We start from the raw sequence: 24820 nt of genomic DNA on the forward strand, positions 1-24820 counted from the left end.
GCCGTGGCGGTTGACAGGAGGCGAGGTGAAACGGTTCACTGAACCGTATCACTGAAACGCTTCACGAGCCTTCCTCTCCAGAGCGAGGGGATTACATGTATTGTGAGTAGGGAATTAGGGTAGCAGGCCGGAGGGAGCGGGTCGATGGGCTTCGACGTGCATCAGCACGTATGGCCGACGGAGTTCCTCGACGCGCTTCGCGCCCGATCCGCGCCACCCCGGCTCGACGGATGGACCCTGCTCCTCGACGGCGAACCGCCGTACGAGGTGGACCCGCGCGACCACGACATCGCGCGGCGCGCGCGGCTCAACCGCGACGGCGGCGTGGAACTCGCGCTGGTGTCACTGTCCAGCCCGCTGGGCGTGGAGCACCTCCCGCCCGGGGAGGCGTGGCCGCTCATCGACGCCTACCATGCGGGCGCGCGGGCCCTGCCCGAGCCGTTCGGCTACTGGGCGGCGGCCTGCGCCGGCGACCCCGACCCGGACCGCCTGGCCCGGGAGCTGGACGCCGGCGCGGCCGGGCTGCAACTCCCGGCCACGGCGATGTCCGACGCCGGCGGGCTCGCCGCGGCGGCGGGGCTGCTCGACGTGCTGGAGGCGTACGACCTGCCGCTGTTCGTCCACCCGGGCCCGGCGGCGCACGGAGACGCCGGGCCCGGATGGTGGCCGGCGGTGGTGCCGTACGTGCAGCAGATGCACGCCGCCTGGTACGCCTTCCGGGCCTTCGGCCGGGCGCGGCACCCGCGGCTGCGCGTGTGCTTCGCCCTGCTGGCCGGGCTCGCGCCGCTGCACTCCGAGCGGCTGCGCAACCGCGGCGGCGCCGGGCGCGGCGAGGTGGACCCGGGGCTGTACGTGGAGACCTCCTCGTACGGCCCGCGCGCCATCGACGCGATCGTCCGCGAACTGGGCATCGACGTCGTGGTCAACGGCTCCGACCAGCCGTACGCCGAGGCGCCCGCCACCGGCCTGGGCGCGGCGGCCGAGCACGCCGTACGCACCGCCAACCCGATCCGTCTTCTGAACCGACCGCAAAGAGCACGACCAGGAAAGGAGTCGCACCCATGAAGCACCACGTACGAGGCGGTGAGCCGTGTGCGTCCCCGACGCGGCTCCTCGACAACGGGGAACTCGACCTGCCGGAGCGCAACCTGGACCGGCGCGAGCTGCGCGACCTGGTGAACGAGCTGGCCGCGCACCCGGAACGGTGGGCCGAGCACGTCATGTTCCCCGAGGAGGGCGGTCGCCACTACGCCTCCCTGCACCGCGACGCCTATGTGGATGTGTGGCTGCTGTGCTGGCGGGCGGAGGACGACACCGGCTGGCACGACCACGACATCTCCTCCGGCGCCGTACGCGTGGTGGCGGGCGCGCTGAAGGAGTGCAACCCGCGCATCGGCGGCGAGCACCTGGAGACGGTCGTCTCCGAGGGCGAGTCGTTCTCCTTCGGCCCCGACCACATCCACCGGCTGACCGGCGCGGTGCACGGCAGCGTGTCGATCCACGCGTACTCGCCGCCGCTGTGGCGGCTCGGCCAGTACTCCATCGACGACAGCGGCGTGATGCGCCGGGTGTCGGTGAGCTACGCCGACGAGCTGCGCCCCGTGGAAGTGGCCTAGAAGGGATTCCCAGCGAGCCGGCAGGACGCACAGACGTCCGCCGGCTCGCCCCGGGACAGGCGGCAGGACGCACAGGCGCCGTCCACCCCACCCCGAGACAGACAAGACGCGCAGGCGTCGCCCTCAGCCCCACCCCGGGACAGGCGGCAGGACGCACAGGCGTCGCCCTCAGCCCCGCCCCGGGACAGGCAGCACGTGACGCGCCGGTAGGTCGCGCCGGTGAAGGCGAGCAACCCCGCCACCGGCCGGCCCACCGCGGCCAGCAGCTCCGGGATCGTCGTCGCGGGCTCGCCGGGCAGCACGCCGGCCAGCGTGGCCAGCGGGTGGGCCAGGGCCTCCGCCGTGGACCCCCACAGCGCGCGCTCGTCCACCCCGGTCAGCCGGGCGATGGCCGACACCAGCGGCCCCTGCCCGTCGAGCAGCGCCTCCCGGATCACCGCGCCCAGGTCGGGCACGACGGCCGTGCCGGGCTCGCCCGCGTGCGGGTCGCCGGGCAGCACCGCGGTGGTGACCGCGACCGCCGCGACCGTGACGCCCGCATCGGACAGCCGGAACACGGTGTCGCCGAACCGCATGATCGGCACCCGCCGGTTCAGCGCCCAGCCGAGCGCCATGGGCAGCGTGTGCCAGTAGGCGTACGTCCGCCACAGCAGCGCTCCCGCCGTATGCCGCGGCATCCCGCCGTCCCGGCGCTCGGCGGTGGCGTCGATGAGCGCGCCCAGCAGCTCGTACGGCTCGCGTGCCAGCTCCCGCGACGGAGTCCAGCTCTGCTCCCCCGTCGCCACCAGCGAGGGGAGCACACCGAGCCCGCCCTCGGCGGACGCGGCGAACCGCGCGAGCAGCCGGCGCAGACCGGCCAGCGGATCGGCCTCGGTAGGGGTACCGGGCCGGGCGAACAGGGTAAGCGACATCGGGCACTCCGTTGTGCGATCGACCGCCCACAAACTAGCAGCCCCATCCGACAGTCTCTAAATGTGTACGTGCCAGACGCGCATGCCGCCGCGACCAGCCAACACACCGCCCATAAATGTCGGTTCAATAACCCATATTCTGGACGCATGATTCGTCCCGCACTACCCGCCGACGTGCCCGAAATCGTGAGCATGATCCGCGAACTCGCCGAGTACGAGAAGGCCGCCCACGAAGTGCGCGTGACCGAGGAGCACCTTCACGACGCCCTTTTCCGCGACAACCCGGCCGCCTTCGCCCACATCGCCGAGCAGGACGGCGAGGTGGCGGGCTTCGCCCTGTGGTTCCTCACCTTCTCCACCTGGCGCGGCGTGCACGGCATCCACATGGAGGACCTCTACGTACGCCCGCGGCACCGCAAGGGCGGCCACGGACTGGCCCTGATGCGGGAACTGGCCAGGATCTGCGCGGAGCGCGGATATCAGCGGCTGGAATGGGCGGTGCTCGACTGGAACGAGCCCGCCATCGCTTTCTACGAGAAGCTGGGCGCGGTGCGCCTGGACGAGTGGCCGACCTATCGCCTGACCGACGAGCCGCTGCGGCGCCTGGCCACAGCTCCCAGGCCGACCGCCGCGTAACCGCCGTCACCCGGGGCCTGCCGCGGGCTGATCACCGAGCGGGCGGCCGGCCCGCGAGGGCCCCGAACGCCATCTGCACCAGGCAGAACCCCACCCCCACCGCCAGGGGCAGCGTCCACCCGCCCGAAAGCTGACGCAGCAGCCCGATGAGGAGCGGCCCCAGCGCGGCCAGCACGTACCCGCACGCCTGGGCCACCGCCGACAACGCGGTCACCGAGGCGGGGTCGGGCGCGCGCAACGTGATGATCAGCAGCGCGAGCGCGATCGACGCGCCCTGCCCGACCCCCAGCACCAGCATCCACACCCACGGCACGGTGGTAGGGAGGAACCACACGCCCAGATACCCGACCACCGTCAGCAGCGCCGCCCCCAGCACGTGCGGCACCTGGGTGGCCGCCTTCCCCGCGTGCACCGGCACGGTGAGGGTGGCGATGACCTGGGCCAGGTTGGTCAGCCCGAGCAGGTATCCGGCCTGGTCGGCGGGCAGCCCGGCCTCCACGAAGATCGTGGGCAGCCAGGCCAGCATCACGTAGAAGGTCAGCGACTGCAGCCCCATGAAGGCGGTGACGTACCAGGTGACCCGCCGCCGCAGCAGCGCGGCGTACGGCCGCGGCCCGTTGTTCCCGCCGCGTCGTGGCGCGGGCCGTACCGCCTGCGGCAGCCACAACAACGCCGCCGCCACGGCCGGCACCGCGATCGACGCCGCCACCACCCGCCAGTCCTGCCCGGTGGCCCGCTCCAGCGGCACCATCAACCCGGACGCACCCGCCGCCCCCACGACCAGCCCGGACACATAGATCCCGGTGAACAGCCCCACCCGCTCCGGGAAGTGCTGCTTGACCACGGCCGGCATGACCACGTTCATGATCGCGATAGCGCACCCCGCGACGGCCGCCCCGGCGTACAGCCCCGCCACCCCGTCGGAACTGCGCAACACGACCCCGGTGGCCAGAATCAGCAGCCCCGCCAGCAACGTCCGATCCAGCCCGATCCGCCCCGCGAACAGCGGCGCGAGCGGCGCCAGCACCCCCAGGCACACCACCATCACGGTCGTCACGGCCCCGCCCGCCGCCGGGCTCAGCCCGAGATCCCGCATGATCTCATCCAGCAGGGGCGAAACCCCGGCCAACGCCGGCCGCAGGTTCAACGAGGCCACCACGAACCCCGCCACCAGCAGAACGTACGCCGCCGTGCTCCGCCGTTGCTCGATCATCATCACCTCTCGAACCCTAGGCCGCCCGCCCGTCCGGATGCCACCAGGGCTTCCCGGGGCCTCGTTGGTGGGGACGACGGCCCCGGGAAGCCGCCCTTCATATGGAAGGGCGGCCGTTTCGAGCCGGGGGGATTCGAAACGGCCCGGCAGGGCGGAACTCGCGACACCCGTATGGAGAACGGGTTTCGCGGCGCCCTGGTCTAGGGATAGGGCAGTGTCGCGTATATGACTTTTCCGCTGGTCGCTGGATCGTCCAGGCTCACGACGTAGGTTTCTTTCGCCAGCTCGTCCACAATCGGAAGCCCGCGTCCGTTGATGGCTTCAGCATCCGGCATCACCCATCCGCCCGGCACAATCGGCACCGAATCCCAAACGCCGATACGCAGACACCGCTCCTGTTCCCGGAGGTCGACTCGGACGAGATGACGCCGGCGTAGGGATGCCTTTCCCGGAACGCGCCGTCCAGCGCGTCCAGGACGAGGACTGCGTTCGTGACCAGCTCGGAGACGATGAGCGCGGCATCGGCGCGGAAGGCCGGGTCGCGATATCCCCATCGGGTGAGCGTGTCCTCAACGTAACGCCGCCCCAGTGGAATGGAACTACGGAGTCCGACGAGCTTGATACTTCTCGCGCGCACTTTGATGAGGTCGATCAGCATGTTGCACCCTGCTTATAGGGCTATGTCCGGCTTGCCCGCCTTGCTTTCGCGCCGAATCACTGTGCAATCAGATTGCCAACCGAGAGGTTGGTAATGCATCGATTACCGATAGAGCACCGACGACATTCATTAAGACTGGCCAGGTGACCTTTTTTTCGAATTTCTCTTAGCCGCCTCAGGGCGGCTCTTAGGCAATGGAGGAAACCAGACATTGCTCCCCAACGCACCGATGTCAGCGGCTCTGCGGTTCCGGGTGGAGCTTGTCGAGCAGCGGAGAAGCCGGCGCTGGTCCCAGGCGGCCCTGGCCATGCGGCTGGACGTACACCAGACCCTGGTCAGCCAGTGGGAGACGGGGCGGACGCTTCCGGGGCGCGAGTACGTGCGGCGGCTCGACCAGATCTACGGGCTCACCGAGGACGACACCCTCGTCGCTCTCTACGAGCGCGTCCTCCGCGAGGCGGAGAGCCCACGCTGGTTTCTGCGCTGGGCCGAGCAGGTGGAGCCCCAGGCCACCACCCTGAAGTTCTGGGACCCCCTATTGGTTCCCGGCATACTCCAGACGGAGCGCTACGCATCCGCGATCTTCCAAGCCGAACCACGGGCGACACGCGCATGGATCGAGGAGCGCGTAGCGGCCCGAATGGCACGACGAGCCATCCTGGACAAGAAGAGGCCACCGATCATCTTGTCACTGGTCGAAGAGAGCGTCCTGCACCGCCCGATCGGTGACCGCGATGTGCTTGTGGAACAACTCCGACACCTCTTGCGGGCGACAGAACGGCCGGACGTCAATGTGCAGATAGTGCCCACGTCGGCGGGGTGCGCGGCAGGGATGATCTCAGGCTTCGCACTGGCCCAACTGCCCCCATACCAGGACATGGCGACGGTGGAAGCCGCGCACGAGGGGTTGGTGACAGCAGACGCGGACATTGTCACCCGCCTGCACCAGCGGTATGACAGCATACGAACGGACGCGTACTCACAGCGCGAGTCGCTGCGGATCATTAAGGATGCGATAGAGCGATGGGCGAAGTGAACCTGGACCAGGCCATCTGGCGCAAGGCAACCGCAAGTGGTGGTGGCGGCGGCCAATGCGTCGAAGTCGCCACCAACCTCCCCGGAATCGTCGCAGTACGCGACAGCAAGAACCCCACCGGCCCCGTACTCACCTTCACCCACGGAGAGTGGAACGCGTTCCTCGACGGAGCCATGAAGGGCGAGTTCGACCTGTAAAGGCGTCGGCTTCCCTACTCTCGCACTCAACCGGCGGCGAGGAAATCGCCGATCCTGGCGGCGATCGCGGGATAGTCCGGGCCGAACCAGATCATATGACTGTCGGCCCGGCTCTCCACTAGCCTGGGCTATTCAGCCGGAATTTTGCCCTGAAGATCGATAACTGAAGAAGGTGCCTCCGAGCTGCGATGATCTGACTGTCTAGATCACGAACATCGCACAGAACGGACGCACCTTCCGGGTGAACGCTACGGCATGGGACCGCCGCTTGTCTGTACGCGGCGATGGCAAGGGACTCCCCGGCCACGCCGGAGCCGTGCTCTTGCGCAAATGCGCTGATCAGACCGGGTTAACCAGCGCACTGAGCGCGGTGTTCGCCCGGTTGGACGGCTCGCCGGTATGGGACCGAGGCGTTGTCGTCATCCAACTGGCGGTGGCGATCACGCTCGGCGCGTCCAGCATGCGGCAAATCGCGTTACTGGCGCACCACGAGGGTGTCTTCGGCACGCCACCCTCCGACTCCACCATCCGCCGGACCCTGGAACCGATCGGCGCCGATGAGCAGACACGCCGACGACTCGCCCGCGCACGGGCCCGGGCACGGCGGCACGTGTGGGCGCTGATCGCCGCCACCGAGACCGGGTTCCCCTGGCTGATGGTGGCCGGAAAGGTGCTGACCGGCTGGGTCGTGATCGACCTGGACGCCACGCTGATCACCGCGCATTCGGAGAAACAGGGCGCGGCGGCCACCTTCAAGAAGGGCTACGGCTTCCACCCACTGGCCGCCTGGTGCGCCCAGACCCACGAGTGCCTGGCGATGCTGCTGCGGCCGGGCAATGCCGGCTCTAACACCGTCGCCGACCATCTGACCGTGCCGGCCGAGGCGATCGCACAGATCCCCGACGCCTACCGGGCCAAACTCTGGATCCGGATCGACGGCGCGGGCGCCACCCACGAGTTGGCCGAACGGATGAAGGGGCTGAACACCACCCGGCGCACGGTCCACTTCACCGTCGGCTGGAAAATCACCGACATCGACGAGGTCGCGATCGCCAAGCTCCCCGCCGACGCGTGGCAGGCCGCGCTGCGCCAGGACGGCAGCGTCCACCCGCATGCCGAGGTCGCCGAGCTGTCCGGCCTGGACGAGCGGGCCGCGCGCTGGGGCGTCAGGTTGCTGGTCCGCCGGGTCAAGCCTTCGCGCCGGGACACCGCCCAGCTGACCGCCCTGGAGAAGAAGACCGGCTGGAAATACAGCATCGTCGCCACCGACGTCGGCCCGCGCGGGCTACGCGGCATCGGCGGCAGCCACCAGATCCAGTTCCTGGACGCCGTCCACCGCGACCACGCCGAGGTCGAAGACCGGGTGCGCTGCAACAAGGCGATGGGGCTGCGTAACCTGCCGAGCAAGACCTGGACGGTAAATGTCGGCTGGGTCCTGGCGGCCAACCTCGCCGCCGACCTGGACGCCTGGACCCGGCTCCTGGGCTTGCACGACGACGCCGACCTTGCCCGCGCCGAACCGCAGACCCTCCGCTACTGTCTGTGGCACCTGCCCGCGCGCCTGGCCTCCCACGCCCGCCAGCGCGTCCTAAAGATCAGCGCTACCTGGCCGTGGAAGAACGCCTTCCTCATCTGCCGGCAGCGGCTCTGCGCGCTCCCGGCACCCGGCTGACCAGCACGAAAACGACCCTTCTCCATAGAAAGGAGCGGCAAGACACCCGCGGCCCCGTGGAAACCGCCGCCCACCCGAGCGACTCGGGCAGCGACGCCACCCCACACGCCGAACCGAAACGGATGATCAGGCGGAAACCTCCGCCCCACCGGTTGACTCAGCCGAGACGCCTGCGGGCTGAGTCATCGAGGTCGACGGTGCCATGAATGGCGAGTTCGACCGGTAAGGACGCTGGCGCCTCCACCTCGGGGCCCGATATCACTGCGGCGTAGGAGAGCGCTGGCGCACCAGACCCCGTCCTCGTCGATGAGGTCCCATGCTGCATACCCGGAAGAGCAAGGCATGGAATCCCTTCATCTCTTCTAACCAACTCGCCCGCGCTGCTTCTTGCGCCTGCCGCGCGGATAGGCGTCCACAAAATGAGCAAATCTATCTCTATCTCGATCAATCACCTCAAGAATATCTCTGGCAAGATCATAATGACCCGAACACAACTCTCGGTAAATCACCCAGATTCCTTCCTGGGCGTTTTGCCGACAAATGGATCCGAGATCCGGATTTCCTCTTTCCACCTCTTCCGTGTCGGACTCGCCAGAAACTAGCTGAAAAAGTAGTTCAAGAACAGCCTTCCGAGCTACCTGTGAAATTTCCTCCGCCAGGGCAGCGAGCAAGACAGGAACCACGTACTGCGATGCCTCGAACAACTGCCCTTGAACCACGACATAGTTCTCAAGTTCCCAGTATGCAGCCCAGGCGTCATCCTCAGTTTCACTTGAGAGGAGCGCCAGGATGCTCTCCGGTACACGGTCAGCCTCACCTCCCATCGCCCGCAGCGACCCCCAGTTGTGACGGCTCAGCTCCGTTCTCACTATATTAGCGCTCACGACTCCACCTCCCTCCAGGGTCAAATGTTATGCCCGGAGGAAATTGATCTCTATCATATCTTTCCTGACACCTCTCACAAACTGGGATTTCGGTCCATTCACCTTGGCGCCAGCCGAAAGCCCCTTCGAACCTTACACCGCCAGGACCCCTACCCGCCTGGCGCTCAATATCGTTCTCTGCACATCCGGTCGGATTGCCAGAGCATCCAGCATATGCATTACCATCAGAATCGTAGCCACCGCAATAAGTGGCATGCTTCTTTCCAAGAGCGTTGCCTAAATCATCCCGTTTACATCTCGCCTGTGCGCCGGCATCGTCATCAATGGGCCCACAGTCACCGCGAGGAGTTGTGTTGTGAACAAGGACCGCTTGGTCGCCTGCCACCACATGGTAGGTGTGCAGGTCGTAGATCGTCAGGTTGTGGACGCGTTGGGTGGCGGTCCATTCCTTGACGGCGGTGATCTGAACGTACGTGCCAGCCGAGGTCTGGAGCCAGGTGCCCTTGTCCAACTGGCCGGCCGGGACCCATTCCCGTAGGTCGGGGACCCAGAAGGGGTGTTCGTCGGTGGCAGTGATCACATCCGTGGCGTCGCCGTGGTCGCCGTCGATGTCGATGGTGAGCTCGACCAGGTGCTTGACACCGTCGCCGGTGATCAACGTGGTGACTAACCTGGGCTCGGTGCGACCGGTTTCGGGGTCGGTGGCCTGGACATGGTCGCCGACCTTGACGTCCTCGATCGGCTTGGTGGTGCCGTCGGCCATCAGGACCCGGGTGCCGGGCACGAAGCTGTTGGGACGGCGCTCGCAGCTTCCGGAGCCGTCGCCGGGGGTGCCGACCAGGGGCAGGTCCGGGGCGACGTCATCGATGACGTCTTCGATCAGCGACTCGGTGGTGTCCTCGACGATGTCCTCGACGACTTCCTTCGCGCAGCCCTTGAAGCTCACGCAGCCGTCGATGTCGCCGAGCGGCTCGATGCCGGACTCCTCCACATAGGACTCGAGGATCTCGAAGCGGCTGTCGCCGGTCGGCTTGTTCTGCTGCTTCTTCTTGGTCGACTGCGCCTTCTTCTTGGCCGCTTCGGCCTTCTTCTTGGCCTTTTCGCGTTCCTTCTGCTTGGCCTTCTCCTTGGCCTTCTGCTTGGCGCGCTGCTGGGCCTTCTCCTTGGCCTTCTGCTTCGCGCGCTCCTTGGCCTTGTCCTTGGCCTGCTGCTTGCTCTGCTGCTTGCTCTTCTCCTTCGCCTTGTTCTTGATCTCCTTCTTGATCTGCTTCTTGGTCTGGTCCCGGACCTTGTTCTTGACCTGCTGCTTGGCTTTGTCCTTGACCGCCTTCTTCGCCGACTGCTGGGCGCCCCGTTTCACCGTGTTCTGGGCGCCCTTCTTCGCCGTCGTCTGGGCGAGCTTCTTGCCCGCGGTCTGGGCGACCTTCTTCGTGGCCTGCTGGGCGGTCTTCTGCGCCAGTTGCGCGGCGGCGCGTTTGGCGGCCTCGATGGCCAACCGCTTGGCGGCCTCCGCGGCGAGTCGCTGGGCGATCTGCCGGGCGATGATCTGCGCCGCCATACGCGCGGCCATCCACGCCAGCGGGATGCAGAACGGGCAGTTGCCGGTCGGGTCGTCCAGCGACAGCGGGTCGCCCAGGGCGTAGGCGTAGCGGTTGAGGTTGGCCGAGGGGTAGGGGGTGAGGGTGATGTCGTCGCGGGAGGCGAAGCCGCCGGTTCCGGGGATGTACCAGCGGGCGTGCATGTTCACCTTGCCGGTGTCCGGGTCGGTGTACTCGCCCTGGTATCCCAGCCGCCGCTTGGTGCCGGTCTGTGCGGTGACCTCGCCGAAGGGGTCGTAGGCCGTGGAGTCGACCAGCGCGGTGCCGGAGAAGGTGCCGACCACGTCGCCGTGCTGGTCGGACAGCACCCCGAGCGCCGGGCCGGTGCCCTCCTTCATGCTCAGCAGCTCGCCGGTCGGGGTGCGGCCGTAGGTGGCCTGCACCGCGCCCGTGCCGTCGGTGACCGAGACGATGTCGTTCGCGGTTCCGGAGTAGTGGAAGTTCTCAGTGCCGCCGGCCGTGCTGCGGGAGGCCAGCCTGCCGAGGGCGTCGTAGGTGTAGGTGGCCTGGCCGTCGGCGACGAGCCGGTCGAAGGCGTCGAAGGTCAGGTTGCGGGTGACGCCGTTCTCGGTCTCGGTCGCGACTGTGCCGCGCGGGGTGTAGGTGTACTCGACGCCGCCGCCGGACAGCAGCCGGTTGCGTTCGTCGTAGGTGAAGGTCGCGTCCCCGGCCTTGGTGCGGTTGCCCGCCGGGTCCCACTCATATTGGGTGGTGTTGCCGTTCGGGGCGGTCCACGAGATGAGCCGGCCCATCCGGTCGTAGCCGTAGCTGTTGGTGCCCGCGCCGGCCGTGCCGGAGGTCACCTTGGAGACGAGCTGGTCGTCCTTGTCCCACCCGTAGGTGATCTTCGCGATCTCGGTGCCGCCGCTGTTCTTCAGCGTGTGGCTGATCAGGCGGTCCAGCGCGTCGTAGGAGAAGCTCTGCGTGGTCGTGGGGTTGGCCGAGGTGAGTGAGGTGACCCGGTCGGCATCGTCGTAGGTGTAGGTGAACGACCGGCCGCTGACCGGGTCGGCCGCCGTACGGAGCCGGTCGTCGTTGTCCCAGCCGAAGGCGGCCGTGCCGCTGGTGTCGGCCCGCTGGGTGACGTTGCCCATGTCGTCGTAGGTGAAGGCGGCCACCTGGGTGGTGCCCCTGCTCACCTTGGTGATCAGGCCCCGGTCGTTGTACTCCAGGGTGTAGTCGCCGATCGCGGTGTCGCGACCCGCCAGGTCGTAGCCGAAGGTACGTACGGGGGTCGCCACCTGTGCGCCGGTCCCGCTCTCCTTCACCAACCGGCCCAGATGGTCGTACTCGCGGTCGATGCGCACCCCGCCGGGCTGAAGCACGGCGGTGAGGTTGCCGCCGACGTCGTAGATGTTGGTCCAGGTACGGTCGGCCGGCTGCGGGTGGGCGGCGGTGGCCGGCTCGATGACCGACTCGGCCAGCCCCAGGCTGTTGTAGGTGGTCCACACCGTGTTGCCGCGCCCGTCGGTGGTGCGCGTCATCGCGCCGGTCGCGTCGTAGCCGTACGTCGTGGTGACCGAGGCATCGGCGGAGACCGGCTCGATCAGCTCGACGAGCGCGTCGGTGGCGTCGTAGACCCGCTGGACCCTGTTGCCCTCGCCGGAGGTCTCGGCGATCGGGTTGCCCACCGCGTCGTACTCGTAGCCGATGCTGCGCAGGACCTGACCGGCGTCGTCCAGGTCCTTGACCGCGATCTCCCGTCCGGCCAGGTCGTACTCGTGCACCGTGGCGTTGCCCAGTGGGTCGACGGTCTCGATGCTCCGGCCGGCCAGGTCGTAGGCGTACTCGGTGGTGTCGCCCAGCGGGTCGGTGACCTTGGTCACCTCACCGGCCGGGTTCACCTCGTACAGGGTCGTCCGGTTTCCGGGGGCGACCTCCTTGATCTTGTGACCGGCGGTGTCGTACTCCATGGTCGTGGTCAGCGCCTTGGTGGTCGGCTTGCGCTCGATCATGGTTACGGTGACCTGCCGGCCGAGGCCGTCATAGGTGGCCTCGTTACGTGCGCCGGTCGGGTCGACGCTCGCCAGCAGCTCGCCCGCGTTGTTGTACTCGTAGATCCAGGCACCGCCCGGCTGACCCTGCGGACCCGGTTCGGTGACCCGCACCCGGTTGCCGAAGGCGTCGTACTCCGTCTTCCAGGTCGAACCGCGAGGGTCGGTGTACTGGGTCACGCGCCCGGCCGCGTCGTAGGCGTAGGTGGTGACCGGAGTGAGCGTGCTGCCGCCCGGCGGGGTGTAGGACGGCTCGGTGACCGTTGTGGCGCGGCCGAGCCGGTCGTAACCGACCGTGGTGACGCGCCCCTTCTCGTCACGGGAATGCGTGCGGCGGCCCGCGCTGTCGTAGCCGAACGCGACCGTGGGGCGAGCCGTGACGGCCGACGTCCCCGATTCTTCGACCTTCACCGGTGGAGCGCTGACCTCGACCAGTTGTCCTGCGGCGTCGTAGCGGTAGTCGGTGGTGAAAGCGGCGGCGTCGGCCCCCGGGAGATTGCCGCGCGGGTCGGTCATCTTCGTGACCAGGCCGCGGTCGTCGACCGTCCACGTCGTGACCAGGTCGGTGTCCCCGTTCTCCACGGTCCGGCGGATACGCGCGTCATCGGCGTTGTAGGCGAACTCGGTGCGTTCGGTACGGCCAGTGCCGGTGGCGGTCATGGTCTCCGACGTCACGTTGTCGTTGGCGTCGTAGGTGTATTCGATCTGCCTGCCTAACCCCAGCGGGTCGAATATCTCCCAGGCCAGGCGGTTGGCCTCGTCGTACGCCATGGCGATGTTCTGCTTGCCGCCGCCGAGCGCCCGCCCGGTAAGGTTGCCCGCATCGTCATAGGCGTTGGACTCCAGCACCACGTCCTGGGGTGTGGTGAAGTTGTTCAGCCTGACGTCGTCGGCCATCACCTCGGCGCGCAGATCGTCACCGAAGTACTTGTAGGCGAGCTTGCGGCCTAGCACATCGGCTTCCGCCGCCAGGCGGCCCTCCGGGTCGTACGTGTAGGACTCGAGCATCAGATCGGTGGGCGGCTTGGGGGAGACCGGGCTGCCGGTCCAGTTCTTCAGCGTGCGGGACTTCAATTCGCCGCGTGCGGTGTAGGCGTAGTGGAAGACGTTGCCCAGCTCGTCGGTGACACTGGTACGCGCCCCGGTGTGGTCCCACGTGTACTGCACCACGCCGCCTTCGGGTCCCGTGATCGACGCGACGCGACCGTAGTCGTCGTAGGTGTAGGAGATCTTCCGCTCAGGATCCCCGCCGGTCAGGTCCACCACGCTTTCGGTGGCGCGATGCCCGTCAGGGGTGTAGGTGTAGCGGGTCTCCGGCTGGTGTGTGACACCGGAGATCTCGTTCTTGACCGGCGCGCCGGTGTGGGCGCTGAGACGTCCGGCGGAGTCGTAGCGGAACTGGGTCGTCACACCATCGGGATGGGCGTCGGAGATCTCCGTACGCGAGGTCGTCCGGCCCAGCGCGTCGTAGGTGAATCGGATGACCAGCCCGGAGGGGTCGGTGACCTCGGCCACGTCACCGGCCGCGGTGTAGCGGTAGGTGGTCTCGTTGCCCTTGGCGTCCTTCTCCGACTTCAGCAGCCCCGCCGGCGTGGTCCCGGTCGGTACCGCCGGTTCGGTGCCGTCGGTATACGTCGAGGTGCTGGAACGGCCGTTGGGGAAGTCGTCGGTGGCAGGCGTTGTCTCCTTGACCAGATCGCCGTATTCGTTGAACTCCCACTTCGTGGCGAAGGTGTTGTCGAACATGTGCGCGGAACGGGCGTCCCGAGAGGCGATCATCTGGTCGTTACGCGGGTCGAACTCGTTCTGCGTGTTGACGTAATAGGTGTAGTACTCGGTCTGGCAGTCCGATGTAGTTCGGCATGTCGTACTGCTGAGGACGTTTCCTCGCTCGTCCGTGGTCCGCTCGACCGTGTTACCGTTCCGGTCGATCACCTTTGTGGAGTAACCACCCGTGTCGTAGCTGTAGGACGTCTTGTGGCCGAGCTGATCGGTCTCCGACACCAGGCGGTTGCCACGCCAGACGTCGTGCTCGTACTTCAAGGTGCCGCCGTGCGGGTCGGTCACGGTGACCGTGCTCAGGCCCGTCCACCAGTCATAGGTGCGCGTGCCGGCCGTCCAGGTGCCACCGTGCTGGTCGGTGTGCGTGACCACCCGGCCGCTGGACGGGTCGTAGGTGTTGGACATCCATGTGCGCCCCGACGGCAGCGCGATCTTCGTCAGCGTGTACGGCGCCTCGGTACGCGCCTGGTAGTGCGCCTGAACTTGCTGCGCGTTGAGCGCGCGATCGTAGAAGGCGAACTCGTCGATGGAACCGGTGAAGGCGAACTCGGCGGGCACGTCGTTCTCCGGCGGCGTGCCGGGAAGGTAGGAGTCGGCGGCTCCGCTTCCGATGAGCGCGGTGTCCAGCCAGTTGTAGGTCTCAACGCCCACGTTGGACGTGCCTGCCACGGCGCCGTCCACGTAAAGAGTGGTCACACCGTCCGCCACTGTGATGACCGCATGGTGCCACTGCCCATTGTCCACCCGGTTCTGCGAGGTGACGGGCGCGAGCGGTTCTCCCCACCAAGAGGCGACCGTCATCTGGCCGCGGAGTTTGCCGTCGGTGCCGACATACAGGCCCGGCGCGCCGGGCCGGGGCTCGGCTGGATCCCATTCGCCCTGGCCGGCCCAGAAGATGAATCCCGGCCCCGTCGTCTTGAACCACGCTTCGACCGACAGGCTCTCCCCTAGTTGGGGGACCACACCACCCAGTTCCAGAAAGGACGAGGTGCCGTTCCCTTGGAAGCCCGCGGCGGTGTTCGTCGTCCCCGCCAGCACACCCGGGCGATCGGTCTGCACGCCCTCGGAGGCGAAGAGGCAGGCACGCTGATTGGTTTCATCTGGGTAGCAGTCGAACCCTAACGCCTCCGGCTTGCGCTCCCCCAACCGGTAGTAGCCGACAGGGCGGTCATCCAGCACGACCTCCCGGTACCGCGAGCCCGTCCCATAGGTATAGACGGTGCAGTTCGGCGCGGCGGCGGGTGAGCACACCTGGGTCAGCCGGTCGCCGTCGTAATGGTAGGTCCACGTCATCGCGGTGCCGTCGACGGGATCGGTGGCGACCGAGCCCACGTGGTTACCACTCCAGGTGAACGTCAGCGAACGTCCGCCGGTCGCGGTCACCTTCTGCAACCGTCCGTCGGTGCCGTAGGTCAGGTCCTGGCCACGTCCCCGGCTGTCGCTCAGCTTGAGCAGCCGCCCCTGCGCGTCGAACTCATAGACCGTGGACGCCTTGTCCATCAGCCGCCACCCGCCGCCGGAGACCTTCGCCAGCGTGAAATGCATGGCGGCCGGCGACTGGTAACTCGTCGTGCTTCCCTTCTGCCGGAAACGGAGCTGACGGCCGTCCGGAAACGTCACCAGAAGCGATTCCGGTGACCCGCCCTCGGACTCGATTTTCATGTCGTAACGCGTGGACCACCCGGCGCCGAACAACCCGTCCTTCCGGGGGTCGAGGCTGTTGTAGGAGCGGACTACGGCCAGCGGAGGGCCCACGACCGCTACTGAGACGTCGGAGAAGGTGGTGGTGTAGTTCCCGGCGAGATGGTGGAACTCCTGCCCGTTCACTCCGCGGCTGGCCAGTTGCGAGCTCACCCCCGGCTGGCGGACCGCCGTGGTGAAACTGATGTCCTGTACGATGCTGGTCTCACCGGTGATGGTGTCCCGGGCCCGAATCTCCCAAAGGTAGCTCTCCCCCCATTTGAGGAACCCGCTCGGAACCTGCCAATAGGGCTCGTAGGAGTCCTTCCATTCCGATTCCAGACAGGCACCGGTATTACCGCCATCGGTTACTTCGCAGATCCGGTAGAGGCGTTCGACCTCCCACCACGGCGAGCTCGCCGAGGCGTACACCTGGGCCCGCAACTGCGGCGTCAGACTGTCCACCTCGGACTGGTCCTCGGGGTACACCGCGCCGATCGTGGGAAGAAGGGCGCCGGCGGAGGTGAGCAGGTCGGAGGCCGAGGGCACCCGCTTTCGCGCGGCCTCCTGCCCCACCGGCCCGTCACGACCCATCAGACCGGGAGCCGACAGTGACGGCCGATGATCGACCTTGGCGGGATCGCGCAGATCCGGCGCCAAGGCCCCCTCCGGGCGTTCAGCCTTCGCCGCCGGCTTCTTCTCTTTGCTTTCCTTCGCCCTGGTCGCGGCGGCGTCGACGAATTCCGGGAGACCGGCAGCCGACCCGATGAACTGTTGTGGAGTGACAAGCGGGGCGGGTTGCGGCTCCGCCCAAGCCGGGAATACGGGGAGCTGGAGCATACCCGGCGTCACCACGAACACCAGCACGGCCGTGAACCAATAGAAGGTACGCGAACGCCCCAGTAACCAACGCGACCGACCCACGTATGCCACATCCCTGCAGACATGCCGACGTACGGCACCCAACGACAGTCGACGTCATAAAGGAAAGTTAAGGAGATCCATCGACATACTGATCAATCGCGGTCAAGTAGGCAAGATCGGCCACAAAGGTTACTCATTACCTTGAGTGATCAGGCAGGTGCGTCACGCGTTTCATCCATGTCACGCCCTGAGATGCGGGAACACGAAGAGAGCGTGATGTTTGTCACACAACCCGACAATGGACGGGAGCCGGTATTTGTGTTTAAGCGGTGCACACTATGAGTGGCCGGTTAGACAGCGTCATGCCGATTTCCTCCCCACGTAGCCGGCGAGGTGCGGTGATGGGCGCCGGCCTTCGGTAGCGGCCTAGGCGACAACGCGACGACGGGTAGCCGCCCGTCACATTCGAGCGTCAGATGATCGAGGACAGGCAGGCATCAACGGCCCTGCTGATGGCCACTGTGGCACAGGACCGTCTCCACGCTTCAGAGGAGCCGTGACGTTCGACGGGAAGGGGCGGCCCTGCTACGTTCCGGGACCGTACGACAACCCCAGGCAGGTGCTGCGAACCCTTGACCGTGTGGTGGGCGCGGGCAACTACGACCACCTCGGCGAGGAACCGGAGCCCGACTTCACCGATCGTTTTCTGTGATCGCGGGCCCGCCGGGGGCGGGCCAGGTCTTCGCGGGCCGGTACGCCGAGGCGGTCTTGGCGAAGTCGGGTGACGCCGCCGCGCGGGCCGTGGACGCACGACGGGTGATCGCCGCCGCGAGCGGACGGTTTCCCGCCTGGCTGCGGCCCTTGGTCGTGGCGCGTTTCGGCCTCGCCACCCTGGGCTCACTCTTCGTGATCATCCTTCTGGCCACTCCGGGCGCGGGTGCGTACTTCGGTTAGCCCATCACACATTAAAGGCGACATATTGACTGGCTAAAAGGTTAGGCTAACCTAATCTCCGTGACCGAGAGTGTTGTGCTGCGCGGTGATGGCCTGCGGCTCAGTTACCACGGCAGCACCGTGGTCGAGGGCTGTGGTGTCGGGTTGCGGCCGGGGCGGGTGACGGCCCTCGTCGGGCCGAACGGCAGTGGGAAGTCCACGCTGCTGCGGGCGCTCGCGCGGCTGCACCGGCCCGACGAGGGCACGGTGACGCTGGACGGCGGGACCTCCGCGCTGGATCTGTCGGCACGCGACTTCGCCCGGCGGGTGACGTTGCTGGCGCAGAGCCGGCCCGTGCCCAGTGGCGTGCGCGTGCGGGATGTCGTCGGGTACGGGCGGCATCCGTACCGGGGGCGGTGGAAGGCCGGCGATCCCGACGGCGCCGCCGCCATCGTACGGGCCATGGAGCTGACCGGGGTCGCGGCGATGGCGGAGCGGCCGGTGGACGAGCTGTCGGGCGGGGAGTTGCAGCGCGTGTGGCTGGCGACCTGCCTGGCGCAGGACACCGACGTGCTGCTGCTGGACGAGCCGACGACCTTTCTCGACCTGCGTTACCAGGTCGAGCTGCTGGAGCTCGTGCGCGACCTGGCCGACCTGCACCAAGTCGCGGTGGGGGTCGTGCTGCACGACCTCGACCAGGCCGCGGAGATCGCCGACCGGGTCGTCCTGCTGCACAACGGGCGCATCCGGGCCGAGGGCACGCCCGCCGAGGTCCTCACCGAGGAGCTGCTGACCAGCGCGTACGGCATCCGCATCGAGGTCACGCACGATCCCCGCACCGGAGCGGTGCGCACCCGGCCGATCGGGCGGCACACGCAGAACATCCCCGCGAGAAAATGACAGGAATTCCCATGCCCCTCCTTCGCCGCGCCCTTGCCGGGGTGCTCGCCGTGCTGGCTCTGAGCGCCTGCGGCACCACCGAGACCCCCGCAGCGGCCCCCGCCGAGTCCGCTGGAGCCGCCGGACCCGTCACCGTGACCGACAGCAGGGGCAAGCAGGTCACGCTGGACCGCCCCGCGACCCGGGTCGTCGGGCTGGAGTGGGGCGAGGTCGAGATGCTGGTCAGCCTGGGCGTGATGCCGGTCGGCGTCGCCGACGTCAAGGGCTACGGCACCTGGGTCACCGCCGCCAAGCTGGACTCCTCGGTCAAGGACGTGGGCACGCGCCAGGAGCCGAGCGTCGACTCGATCGCCGCCCTGCAGCCCGACCTGGTCGTGATGGAGGCCGAGCGCGACTCGCCGCTGATCGGGCAGCTTGAGAAGATCGTCCCGGTGATCGTGACCAAGGGCAGCGACGCGACCCGCAACATGGAGCGCCTGCGCGAGGACCTGATGATGATCGCCACCGCGGTCGGCAAGACCGCGGAGGCCGGCAAGCTCATGGCCGACCTGGACGCCGCCCTGGCCGACGGCAAGCAGAAGCTGGCCGCCGCCGGCGCCGCGGGCAAGCCGTTCGTGATGGCCGACGGGTGGAAGGAGGGCAGCACGATCTCGGTGCGCCTGTTCGGCAAGGGCTCGCTGGTCTCCGACGTCGCCGAGCGGCTCGGCCTGACCAACGCCTGGACCGGGAAGGTGGACGAGGGCTGGGGCCTGGGCACCACCGACGTCGAAGGGCTCACCGTGCTGAAGGACCCCGACACGCGCATGTTCTACAACGCCTCCGACGGCGTGGACGTCTTCGCCGACGGCCTGGCGGACAACGCCATCTGGAAGTCGCTCCCGTTCGTGGAGAAGGGGCAGGTCACCAAGCTGCCCGACGGCATCTGGACGTTCGGCGGCCCGCTGTCGTGCAAGCAGTACGCCGAGGCGCTCGTGAAGGCCTACACCGCTTGAGCACCCCCACCCTGACGGCGGCGCCCCCGGCCACCCCGCTGCGCCGGCTGGGGACCGCCGGGGTCTTCGCCATCGCCCTGGCCGCCACGGTCGTGGTCGCGGCCGTCCACGTGACCCAGGGCACCTCGTCGATCGGCGCGCTGGACCTGCTCCAGCTCGCCTTCGGCGCGGAGAACCAGGACGCGGCCCGGGTGCTGGTCGCCTCCCGGCTGCCCCGGCTGCTGGCCGGGGTGGCGGTCGGCCTCGCGCTGGGCGCGGCGGGGGCCCTGCTCCAGTCGATCGCGCGCAACCCGATGGCCTCGCCCGACACGCTGGCCGTCAGCTCCGGCGCGTACCTGGCGGTCGTCGCCGCGGCGTCGTTCGGGCTGACGCTGCCCCTGCCGATGTCGGGCGGGCTGGCCTTCGCCGGCGGGCTCGCCGCGGCGGGGCTGGTGCTGGCGCTGTCGGCGGGCGGGAGGACGAGCACGACCCGGCTGATCCTGGCCGGGTCCGCCACGATGCTGGCGCTGCATTCGCTGACGAACCTGCTCATGATCCTGTTCGAGGAGCAGACGACCGGCCTGTTCGCCTGGGGCAGTGGCTCGCTGACGCACTCCGACCTGGACGCCGTGACCCAGGTCGGCCCGGTCATCGCGCTGGCGCTGCTCGCGGCACTGGTGGCCGCGCCGAAACTGGACATCCTCGCCCTCGGCGACGACACCGCGTCCGTCCTGGGAGTGAACGTGCGGCGGGTGCGCCTGGGGGCGACCCTGCTGGCGGTGCTGCTGTCGGCGGCGGCGGTGACGGTGGCGGGGCCGATCGGGTTCGTCGGCCTGTGCGCGCCGGTGATCGTGCGCCTGCTGCCGCCCGCGCTGGGGCTGAACCGGCACCGGGTCCTGGTGCCGCTCTCGGCGCTGGCCGGGGTGCTCATCGTGCTCTGCTCCGACATCGCGCTGCGGGCCGTGCTCGGCGCGCAGGCCGGGGTGGAGGTGCCGCCCGGCGTGGTGACCACGGTGCTCGGCGCGGTGGTGATGGTGTGGCTGGCCCGCCGCTACCGCGACGCGGGACCCGCCCGCCGGCCGCCCACCGTGCGCACCACCACGGTCCGCTCCCGGGCCGCGTTCTGGACGGTCGTCGCGGTGTGCGCGGCGCTGCTCGCCGGGGCGCTGGTCCTCGGGATGCTCGGCGGCGACACCTGGCTGCTGACCGGGGACGTGGCGAACTGGCTGCAGGGGCGTACCGGACGGGCGCTCACGTACGTGCTGGACCAGCGCTATCCGCGGGTGCTGGCGGCCGTGCTGGCCGGGGCCGCGCTCGCCGTGGCGGGCACCGCCGTGCAGGCGGTGTGCCGCAACCCGCTGGCCGAGCCGGGCGTGCTGGGCGTCACCGCGGGCGCGGGCGTCGGCGCGATCACGCTGCTCTCCCTCGTCCCGCTGGCCGGGATCTGGTCGATGTCCGCGGTCGCCGGGTTCGGCGCGCTGGTCGCGTTCGGCCTGGTGTACCTGCTGTCCTGGCGGGGCGGGCTGAGCTCGGACCGGCTGGTGCTGATCGGCGTGGCCATGCAGCAGGCATGCACGGCCATCACAGTGCTGATCATCGTGGAGTCCGACCCGTGGAACACGGCCAAGGCGCTCACCTGGCTGTCCGGCTCCACCTACGGCCGGGTCCCCGCGCAGCTCATCCCGGTCACGCTGGCGCTGCTCCTGGTCGTCCCGCTGGTCGTGTGGCTGCGCCGCGACCTGGACCTGCTCTCCCTGGACGAGGACTCGCCCCGCATCCTGGGGGTGCCGCTGGAGCCGGTACGGCTGGCCGCGCTCGGCGGCGCGGTGCTGCTCACCGCCACGGCGGTGTCGGCGGTGGGCGTGGTGGGCTTCGTCGGGCTGGTCGCCCCGCACGCCGCCCGCGCCCTGGTCGGCGGCCACCACGCCCGGGTGCTGCCGGTCGCCGCCCTGCTCGGCGCGCTGCTGGTGAGCCTGGCCGACACCCTCGGCCGGACCGTCATCGCCCCGGCCCAGGTCCCCGCCGGCCTGGTCACCGCGCTGATCGGCACGCCGTACTTCGTCTGGCTGCTGTGGCGCTCCCGCGCCCGCGGGGCCGCGTGAGGCGTTTCATCGGGGTGGTGAGGCGTTTCAGGGGGTGAACGTGCCGTCCGGGGTGACGGCCACGTCCAGCAGCAGCGGCGTCTCCCGGGCGGCCAGCGCCGGGATCACCTCGTCCAGCACCGCGACCAGTTCCTCGTACGCGGTCACCCGGCGCGCCGGGCAGCCCAGGCCGGCGGCCAGGGTGTGCATGCTGACCTCGGTGAACGGCGGCCAGGGGGCCTTGCCCGCGCCTCCGCTCTCGGCCAGGCGGTCCATCACGGCGTACCTGCCGTTGGACAGCACCACGAACAGCGCGCCGATCCGGTAGTGCGCCGCGCTCCACAGCGACTGGATGCCGTAGAGCGCCGCGCCGTCGCCGGTGACCGCCACCACCGGGCGGTCCGGCTCGGCCATGCGCAGGCCGATCGCGGCCGGGAGCGCGAAGCCGAGGCCGCCCATGGCCGCGGACACGAATCCGAGCGGGGTGCGCGCCGGGACCAGGCGGTGCAGGTCGGGGCGGGAGGACGGGGTCTCCTCGATCAGGATCGCGTCGGCGGGCAGGCGGTCGGCGAGGGCGCGCAGCACGTGGGCCGCGCGCAGCGGCTCGCCGGGGCCCGGCGCGAGCGGCGGCAGGGGCGGGCGCGGGGCCGGGCGGGTGCGCGGCCCGGGGAGCAGGGCGGCCAGGCGGGCGCACACGGCCGCCGGGGAGGCCAGCAGCGCCAGCGCGACCGGGCTGCGGTGCGCCTCGTCGGGGTCGTCGGTGACCACGGCGAGCGCGGTGCCGGGCTCGGTGAGCGGGCCGGGCTCGTAGCCGTACTGGCGGAACACCGGCGCGCCGACCGCCACGACCACGTCGTACGGCGCGAGCGCGCGCCGCAGCCCGGCACGGCCGGAGGGCAGGAACCCGGCGAACAGCGGGTGGTCCTGGGGGAATCCGGCGCGGGCGCCGAAGGACTCCTGCCAGACCGGGCAGTTCAGCTTCTCCGCGATCTCGACCAGGGCGGCCCAGGTTTCGGCCGTGGCCGCCCTCGCGCCCACGACCAGCGCCGGGGCGCGGGCCTCCAGCAACGAGGCCATCAGGCCGGCCACGTCCTCATCAAGCACCGGCGTGGGACGGACGACCCGTTCCGGGGCGGCCACCTCAGGGGCGTCATACGGCTCGGTCCAGTCGTTCATCGGCGCCACGACCAGCGCGGGCCCGCGGTGCGTCCACGCCTCGTGGTACGCGCGGGCGATCAGGCCCGGCAGGTCGGCGGCGCGGGCGGGCTGGGCCGTCCAGACGGGGTACTCCCCGGCCAGGCCGTCCAGCCTGCCCGCCAGGAAGGGCTCCAGGGCGAGGTGGCGGCGGTCCTGCTGGCCCACCAGGACCACCAGCGGCGCCCGGTTGACCCGGGCCGTGGCCAGCGCGCCGACGGCGTTCCCGAGCCCGGCCGTGGTGTGCAGCAGCGCCGGCGCGGGCCGCTCGCGCGCGATGGCCCAGCCGGTGGCCATGCCCACCACCGCCCCCTCGTGCAGGCCGAGCACGAAGGCCAGGTCGTCGGGCAGGCCGGTGAGCAGCGGGATCTCGGTGGAGCCGGGGTTGCCGAAGATCGTGGTCATGCCGGTGCGCCGCAGCACGTCGAAGGCGGCCTCGCGGACGGTCCGGGGACCGGTCATCGTGCCTCCTGCTCGGCCGGTCCCGCCTCCCGTACGCCGCGCGCCCGCTGGATCTGGGCGTACACATGGCCGCGCAGCTCGGCGAAGCGGGGCAGCGACCGGGTGGTGAGCTGGTCGCGCTGCGGCGGCAGGTCGATCTTCAGGTCCTCCATCACGACCGTGGGCGAGGAGGACAGCACGATCACCCGCTGCCCGAGGTAGACCGCCTCGTCGATGTCGTGCGTGACGAACAGCGTGGTGACCTCCAGGTCGCGCCAGAGCCGCAGGATCAGGTCCTCCAGGTCGGCCCGGGTCTGCGCGTCCACGGCCGCGAACGGCTCGTCCATCAGCAGCACCTTCGGCTCGTACGCCGCCGCCCGCGCGATGGCGACCCGCTGCTGCATGCCGCCGGAGAGCTGCCAGGGGTGGGCGGAGGCGGCCTCGGCCAGCCCGACGGCCTCCAGCGACTCGGCGACCCGCCTGCGGCGTTCCTCGCGCGGGACCTTCTTCTCCTGCAGCGGCAGCTCGACGTTCTGCCACACGGTCATCCACGGGAACAGGCTGCGGCCGTACTCCTGGAAGACCACGGCCATGCTCGGCGGCGGGCCCTTGACCGGCTCGCCGGACACCCGCACGGTTCCCGCCGTGGCAGGCAGCAGCCCGGCGACGCACCGCAGCAGCGTGGTCTTGCCGCAGCCCGACGGGCCGACGACGCAGACCAGCTCGGCGGCGTCCACCCGGAACGTCAGGTCGCGCAGCGCCTCGACGCTGCGGCCGGGCGCCTGGTAGACCTTCTTCAGTCCGGTGACCTCAAGCACGTTCGCCCCCCCGCCCGTAGTACCAGGAAAGCACCCTGCGCTCCAGCCACCGGAACAGCACCGACAGCGCGAAACCGAGCAGGCCGAGCAGCACGATGCCGCTCCACATCTCGGCGATCTGGAACTGGCGCTGGAACAGCACGATGGTGAAGCCCAGGCCGCTGCTGCTGGCGAACATCTCGCTGATGACCATCAGGATGATCCCGATGGACAGCGCCTGGCGCAGCCCGGCCATGATCTGCGGGCTGGCCCCGCGCAGGGTGAACCGGCGCAGCCGCGACAGGCCGCGCACGCCGTACATGCGGCAGGTGTCGGAGAGCACCTCGTCCAGGGCGCGCACCCCCTCGACGGTGTTGAGCAGGATCGGCCAGACGCAGCCGGACACGATCACCAGCACCTTCATCGCATTGTCGATCCCGGCCAGCAGCATGACCAGGGGCACCAGGATCGGCGGCGGGATCGCGCGGAAGAACTCCAGCACCGGCTCGGCGGTCGCGCGCAGCCGGGGCGAGAGCCCGATGGGCACGCCGAGGCCGACACCGAGCAGCGTGGCCAGGACGTATCCGGCGAGCAGGCGGGCCAGGCTGGGCAGCACGTCGTCCAGCAGGCGCTGGGAGAACCAGGTCTCGGCGAACGTGGCCGCGACCTCGCCGGGGGTGGGCAGGTAGAAGGTGCCGCCGGACGCGCTGACGGCCCACCACCCGAGCACGAGCAGCATGGGCAGGCCCAGCACGCGCAGCG

The 24820-nt window shown here is 69.3% G+C and carries 19 protein-coding genes; 11 read left to right on the top strand and 8 right to left on the bottom strand.

The window, feature by feature from the left end; translation table 11 throughout:
• The first annotated feature begins 144 nt into the window (after window positions 1–144).
• The gene (locus tag HNP84_RS10560) at window positions 145–1065 is read left to right on the top strand and encodes an amidohydrolase family protein (protein WP_185049401.1); all 921 of its coding nucleotides are present in this window, start codon (window positions 145–147) and stop codon (window positions 1063–1065) included.
• Window positions 1062–1616 carry a cysteine dioxygenase gene (locus HNP84_RS10565; RefSeq protein ID WP_185049403.1) on the top strand — a complete coding sequence of 185 codons (555 nt, stop codon included), beginning with the start codon at window positions 1062–1064 and terminating at the stop codon, window positions 1614–1616. Before HNP84_RS10560 ends, HNP84_RS10565 begins: the two co-directional genes overlap by 4 nt.
• On the opposite strand, the gene HNP84_RS10570 is transcribed toward HNP84_RS10565, so the two are convergent.
• Complete coding sequence (locus HNP84_RS10570) at window positions 1613–2527, bottom strand: hypothetical protein (RefSeq protein ID WP_185049405.1); 915 nt, start codon at window positions 2525–2527, stop codon at window positions 1613–1615. The genes HNP84_RS10565 and HNP84_RS10570 overlap by 4 nt on opposite strands.
• 147 nt (window positions 2528–2674) lie before the next feature.
• On the opposite strand from HNP84_RS10570, the gene HNP84_RS10575 reads away from it, so the two are divergent.
• Window positions 2675–3163 (top strand): GNAT family N-acetyltransferase, encoded by a 489-nt coding sequence (locus tag HNP84_RS10575; RefSeq protein ID WP_185049407.1) that lies wholly within the window; start codon window positions 2675–2677, stop codon window positions 3161–3163.
• 31 nt (window positions 3164–3194) lie between these two features.
• Here HNP84_RS10575 and HNP84_RS10580 read toward each other — a convergent pair whose 3' ends face one another.
• Both HNP84_RS10580 and HNP84_RS10585 read right to left on the bottom strand, forming a co-directional pair.
• Entirely contained in the window at window positions 3195–4379 is a 1185-nt protein-coding gene (locus HNP84_RS10580; RefSeq protein ID WP_246518066.1) for a CynX/NimT family MFS transporter, read from the bottom strand.
• 331 nt (window positions 4380–4710) lie between these two features.
• The gene (locus HNP84_RS10585) at window positions 4711–5034 is read right to left on the bottom strand and encodes a hypothetical protein (RefSeq protein WP_185049409.1); all 324 of its coding nucleotides are present in this window, start codon (window positions 5032–5034) and stop codon (window positions 4711–4713) included.
• A gap of 253 nt (window positions 5035–5287) precedes the next feature.
• Here HNP84_RS10585 and HNP84_RS10590 point away from each other — a divergent pair, with 253 nt between their 5' ends.
• The 3 genes from HNP84_RS10590 to HNP84_RS10600 all read left to right on the top strand — a co-directional run bounded on the left by HNP84_RS10590 (window position 5288) and on the right by HNP84_RS10600 (window position 7939).
• Entirely contained in the window at window positions 5288–6070 is a 783-nt protein-coding gene (locus tag HNP84_RS10590; RefSeq protein ID WP_185049411.1) for a helix-turn-helix domain-containing protein, read from the top strand.
• Complete coding sequence (locus tag HNP84_RS10595; RefSeq protein WP_221336113.1) at window positions 6058–6267, top strand: DUF397 domain-containing protein; 210 nt, start codon at window positions 6058–6060, stop codon at window positions 6265–6267. The genes HNP84_RS10590 and HNP84_RS10595 overlap by 13 nt, the downstream gene beginning before the upstream one ends.
• Before the next feature lie 268 nt (window positions 6268–6535).
• Window positions 6536–7939, top strand: a complete 1404-nt coding sequence (locus HNP84_RS10600; protein ID WP_185049413.1) for an IS1380 family transposase — start codon at window positions 6536–6538, stop codon at window positions 7937–7939.
• 362 nt (window positions 7940–8301) lie between these two features.
• Here HNP84_RS10600 and HNP84_RS10605 read toward each other — a convergent pair whose 3' ends face one another.
• On the bottom strand, window positions 8302–8808 hold the full coding sequence (locus HNP84_RS10605; protein ID WP_185049415.1) for a hypothetical protein: 507 nt from the start codon (window positions 8806–8808) through the stop codon (window positions 8302–8304).
• A 4-nt stretch (window positions 8809–8812) separates the two neighbouring features.
• Window positions 8813–16744 carry an RHS repeat-associated core domain-containing protein gene (locus HNP84_RS10610; protein ID WP_185049418.1) on the bottom strand — a complete coding sequence of 2644 codons (7932 nt, stop codon included), beginning with the start codon at window positions 16742–16744 and terminating at the stop codon, window positions 8813–8815.
• A 553-nt stretch (window positions 16745–17297) separates the two neighbouring features.
• Here HNP84_RS10610 and HNP84_RS10615 point away from each other — a divergent pair.
• The 5 genes from HNP84_RS10615 to HNP84_RS10635 are packed head-to-tail and all read left to right on the top strand — an operon-like array spanning window position 17298 to window position 21647.
• Window positions 17298–17453, top strand: coding sequence for a hypothetical protein (locus tag HNP84_RS10615; RefSeq protein ID WP_185049421.1), 156 nt, complete (start codon window positions 17298–17300; stop codon window positions 17451–17453).
• Window positions 17450–17695 (top strand): hypothetical protein, encoded by a 246-nt coding sequence (locus HNP84_RS10620; protein ID WP_185049423.1) that lies wholly within the window; start codon window positions 17450–17452, stop codon window positions 17693–17695. Before HNP84_RS10615 ends, HNP84_RS10620 begins: the two co-directional genes overlap by 4 nt.
• 60 nt (window positions 17696–17755) lie before the next feature.
• Window positions 17756–18574: an ABC transporter ATP-binding protein gene (locus HNP84_RS10625; protein WP_185049424.1), complete on the top strand. Its 819-nt coding sequence runs from the start codon at window positions 17756–17758 to the stop codon at window positions 18572–18574.
• Between the two features lie 11 nt (window positions 18575–18585).
• Complete coding sequence (locus HNP84_RS10630; RefSeq protein WP_185049426.1) at window positions 18586–19566, top strand: ABC transporter substrate-binding protein; 981 nt, start codon at window positions 18586–18588, stop codon at window positions 19564–19566.
• Window positions 19563–21647: an iron ABC transporter permease gene (locus tag HNP84_RS10635; protein ID WP_185049428.1), complete on the top strand. Its 2085-nt coding sequence runs from the start codon at window positions 19563–19565 to the stop codon at window positions 21645–21647. The genes HNP84_RS10630 and HNP84_RS10635 overlap by 4 nt, the downstream gene beginning before the upstream one ends.
• 27 nt (window positions 21648–21674) lie before the next feature.
• On the opposite strand, the gene HNP84_RS10640 is transcribed toward HNP84_RS10635, so the two are convergent.
• Genes HNP84_RS10640 through HNP84_RS10650 form a run of 3 tightly spaced genes read right to left on the bottom strand, consistent with a single transcriptional unit; the run spans window position 21675 to window position 24812 of the window.
• Window positions 21675–23282 (bottom strand): thiamine pyrophosphate-dependent enzyme, encoded by a 1608-nt coding sequence (locus HNP84_RS10640; protein WP_185049430.1) that lies wholly within the window; start codon window positions 23280–23282, stop codon window positions 21675–21677.
• On the bottom strand, window positions 23279–24079 hold the full coding sequence (locus tag HNP84_RS10645) for an ABC transporter ATP-binding protein (RefSeq protein ID WP_185049432.1): 801 nt from the start codon (window positions 24077–24079) through the stop codon (window positions 23279–23281). Before HNP84_RS10645 ends, HNP84_RS10640 begins: the two co-directional genes overlap by 4 nt.
• Complete coding sequence (locus HNP84_RS10650; RefSeq protein ID WP_376771857.1) at window positions 24072–24812, bottom strand: ABC transporter permease; 741 nt, start codon at window positions 24810–24812, stop codon at window positions 24072–24074. The genes HNP84_RS10645 and HNP84_RS10650 overlap by 8 nt, the downstream gene beginning before the upstream one ends.
• Window positions 24813–24820: the final 8 nt, after the last annotated feature.

The organism is Thermocatellispora tengchongensis (genome assembly GCF_014202315.1).
Lineage (GTDB): Bacteria > Actinomycetota > Actinomycetes > Streptosporangiales > Streptosporangiaceae > Thermocatellispora > Thermocatellispora tengchongensis.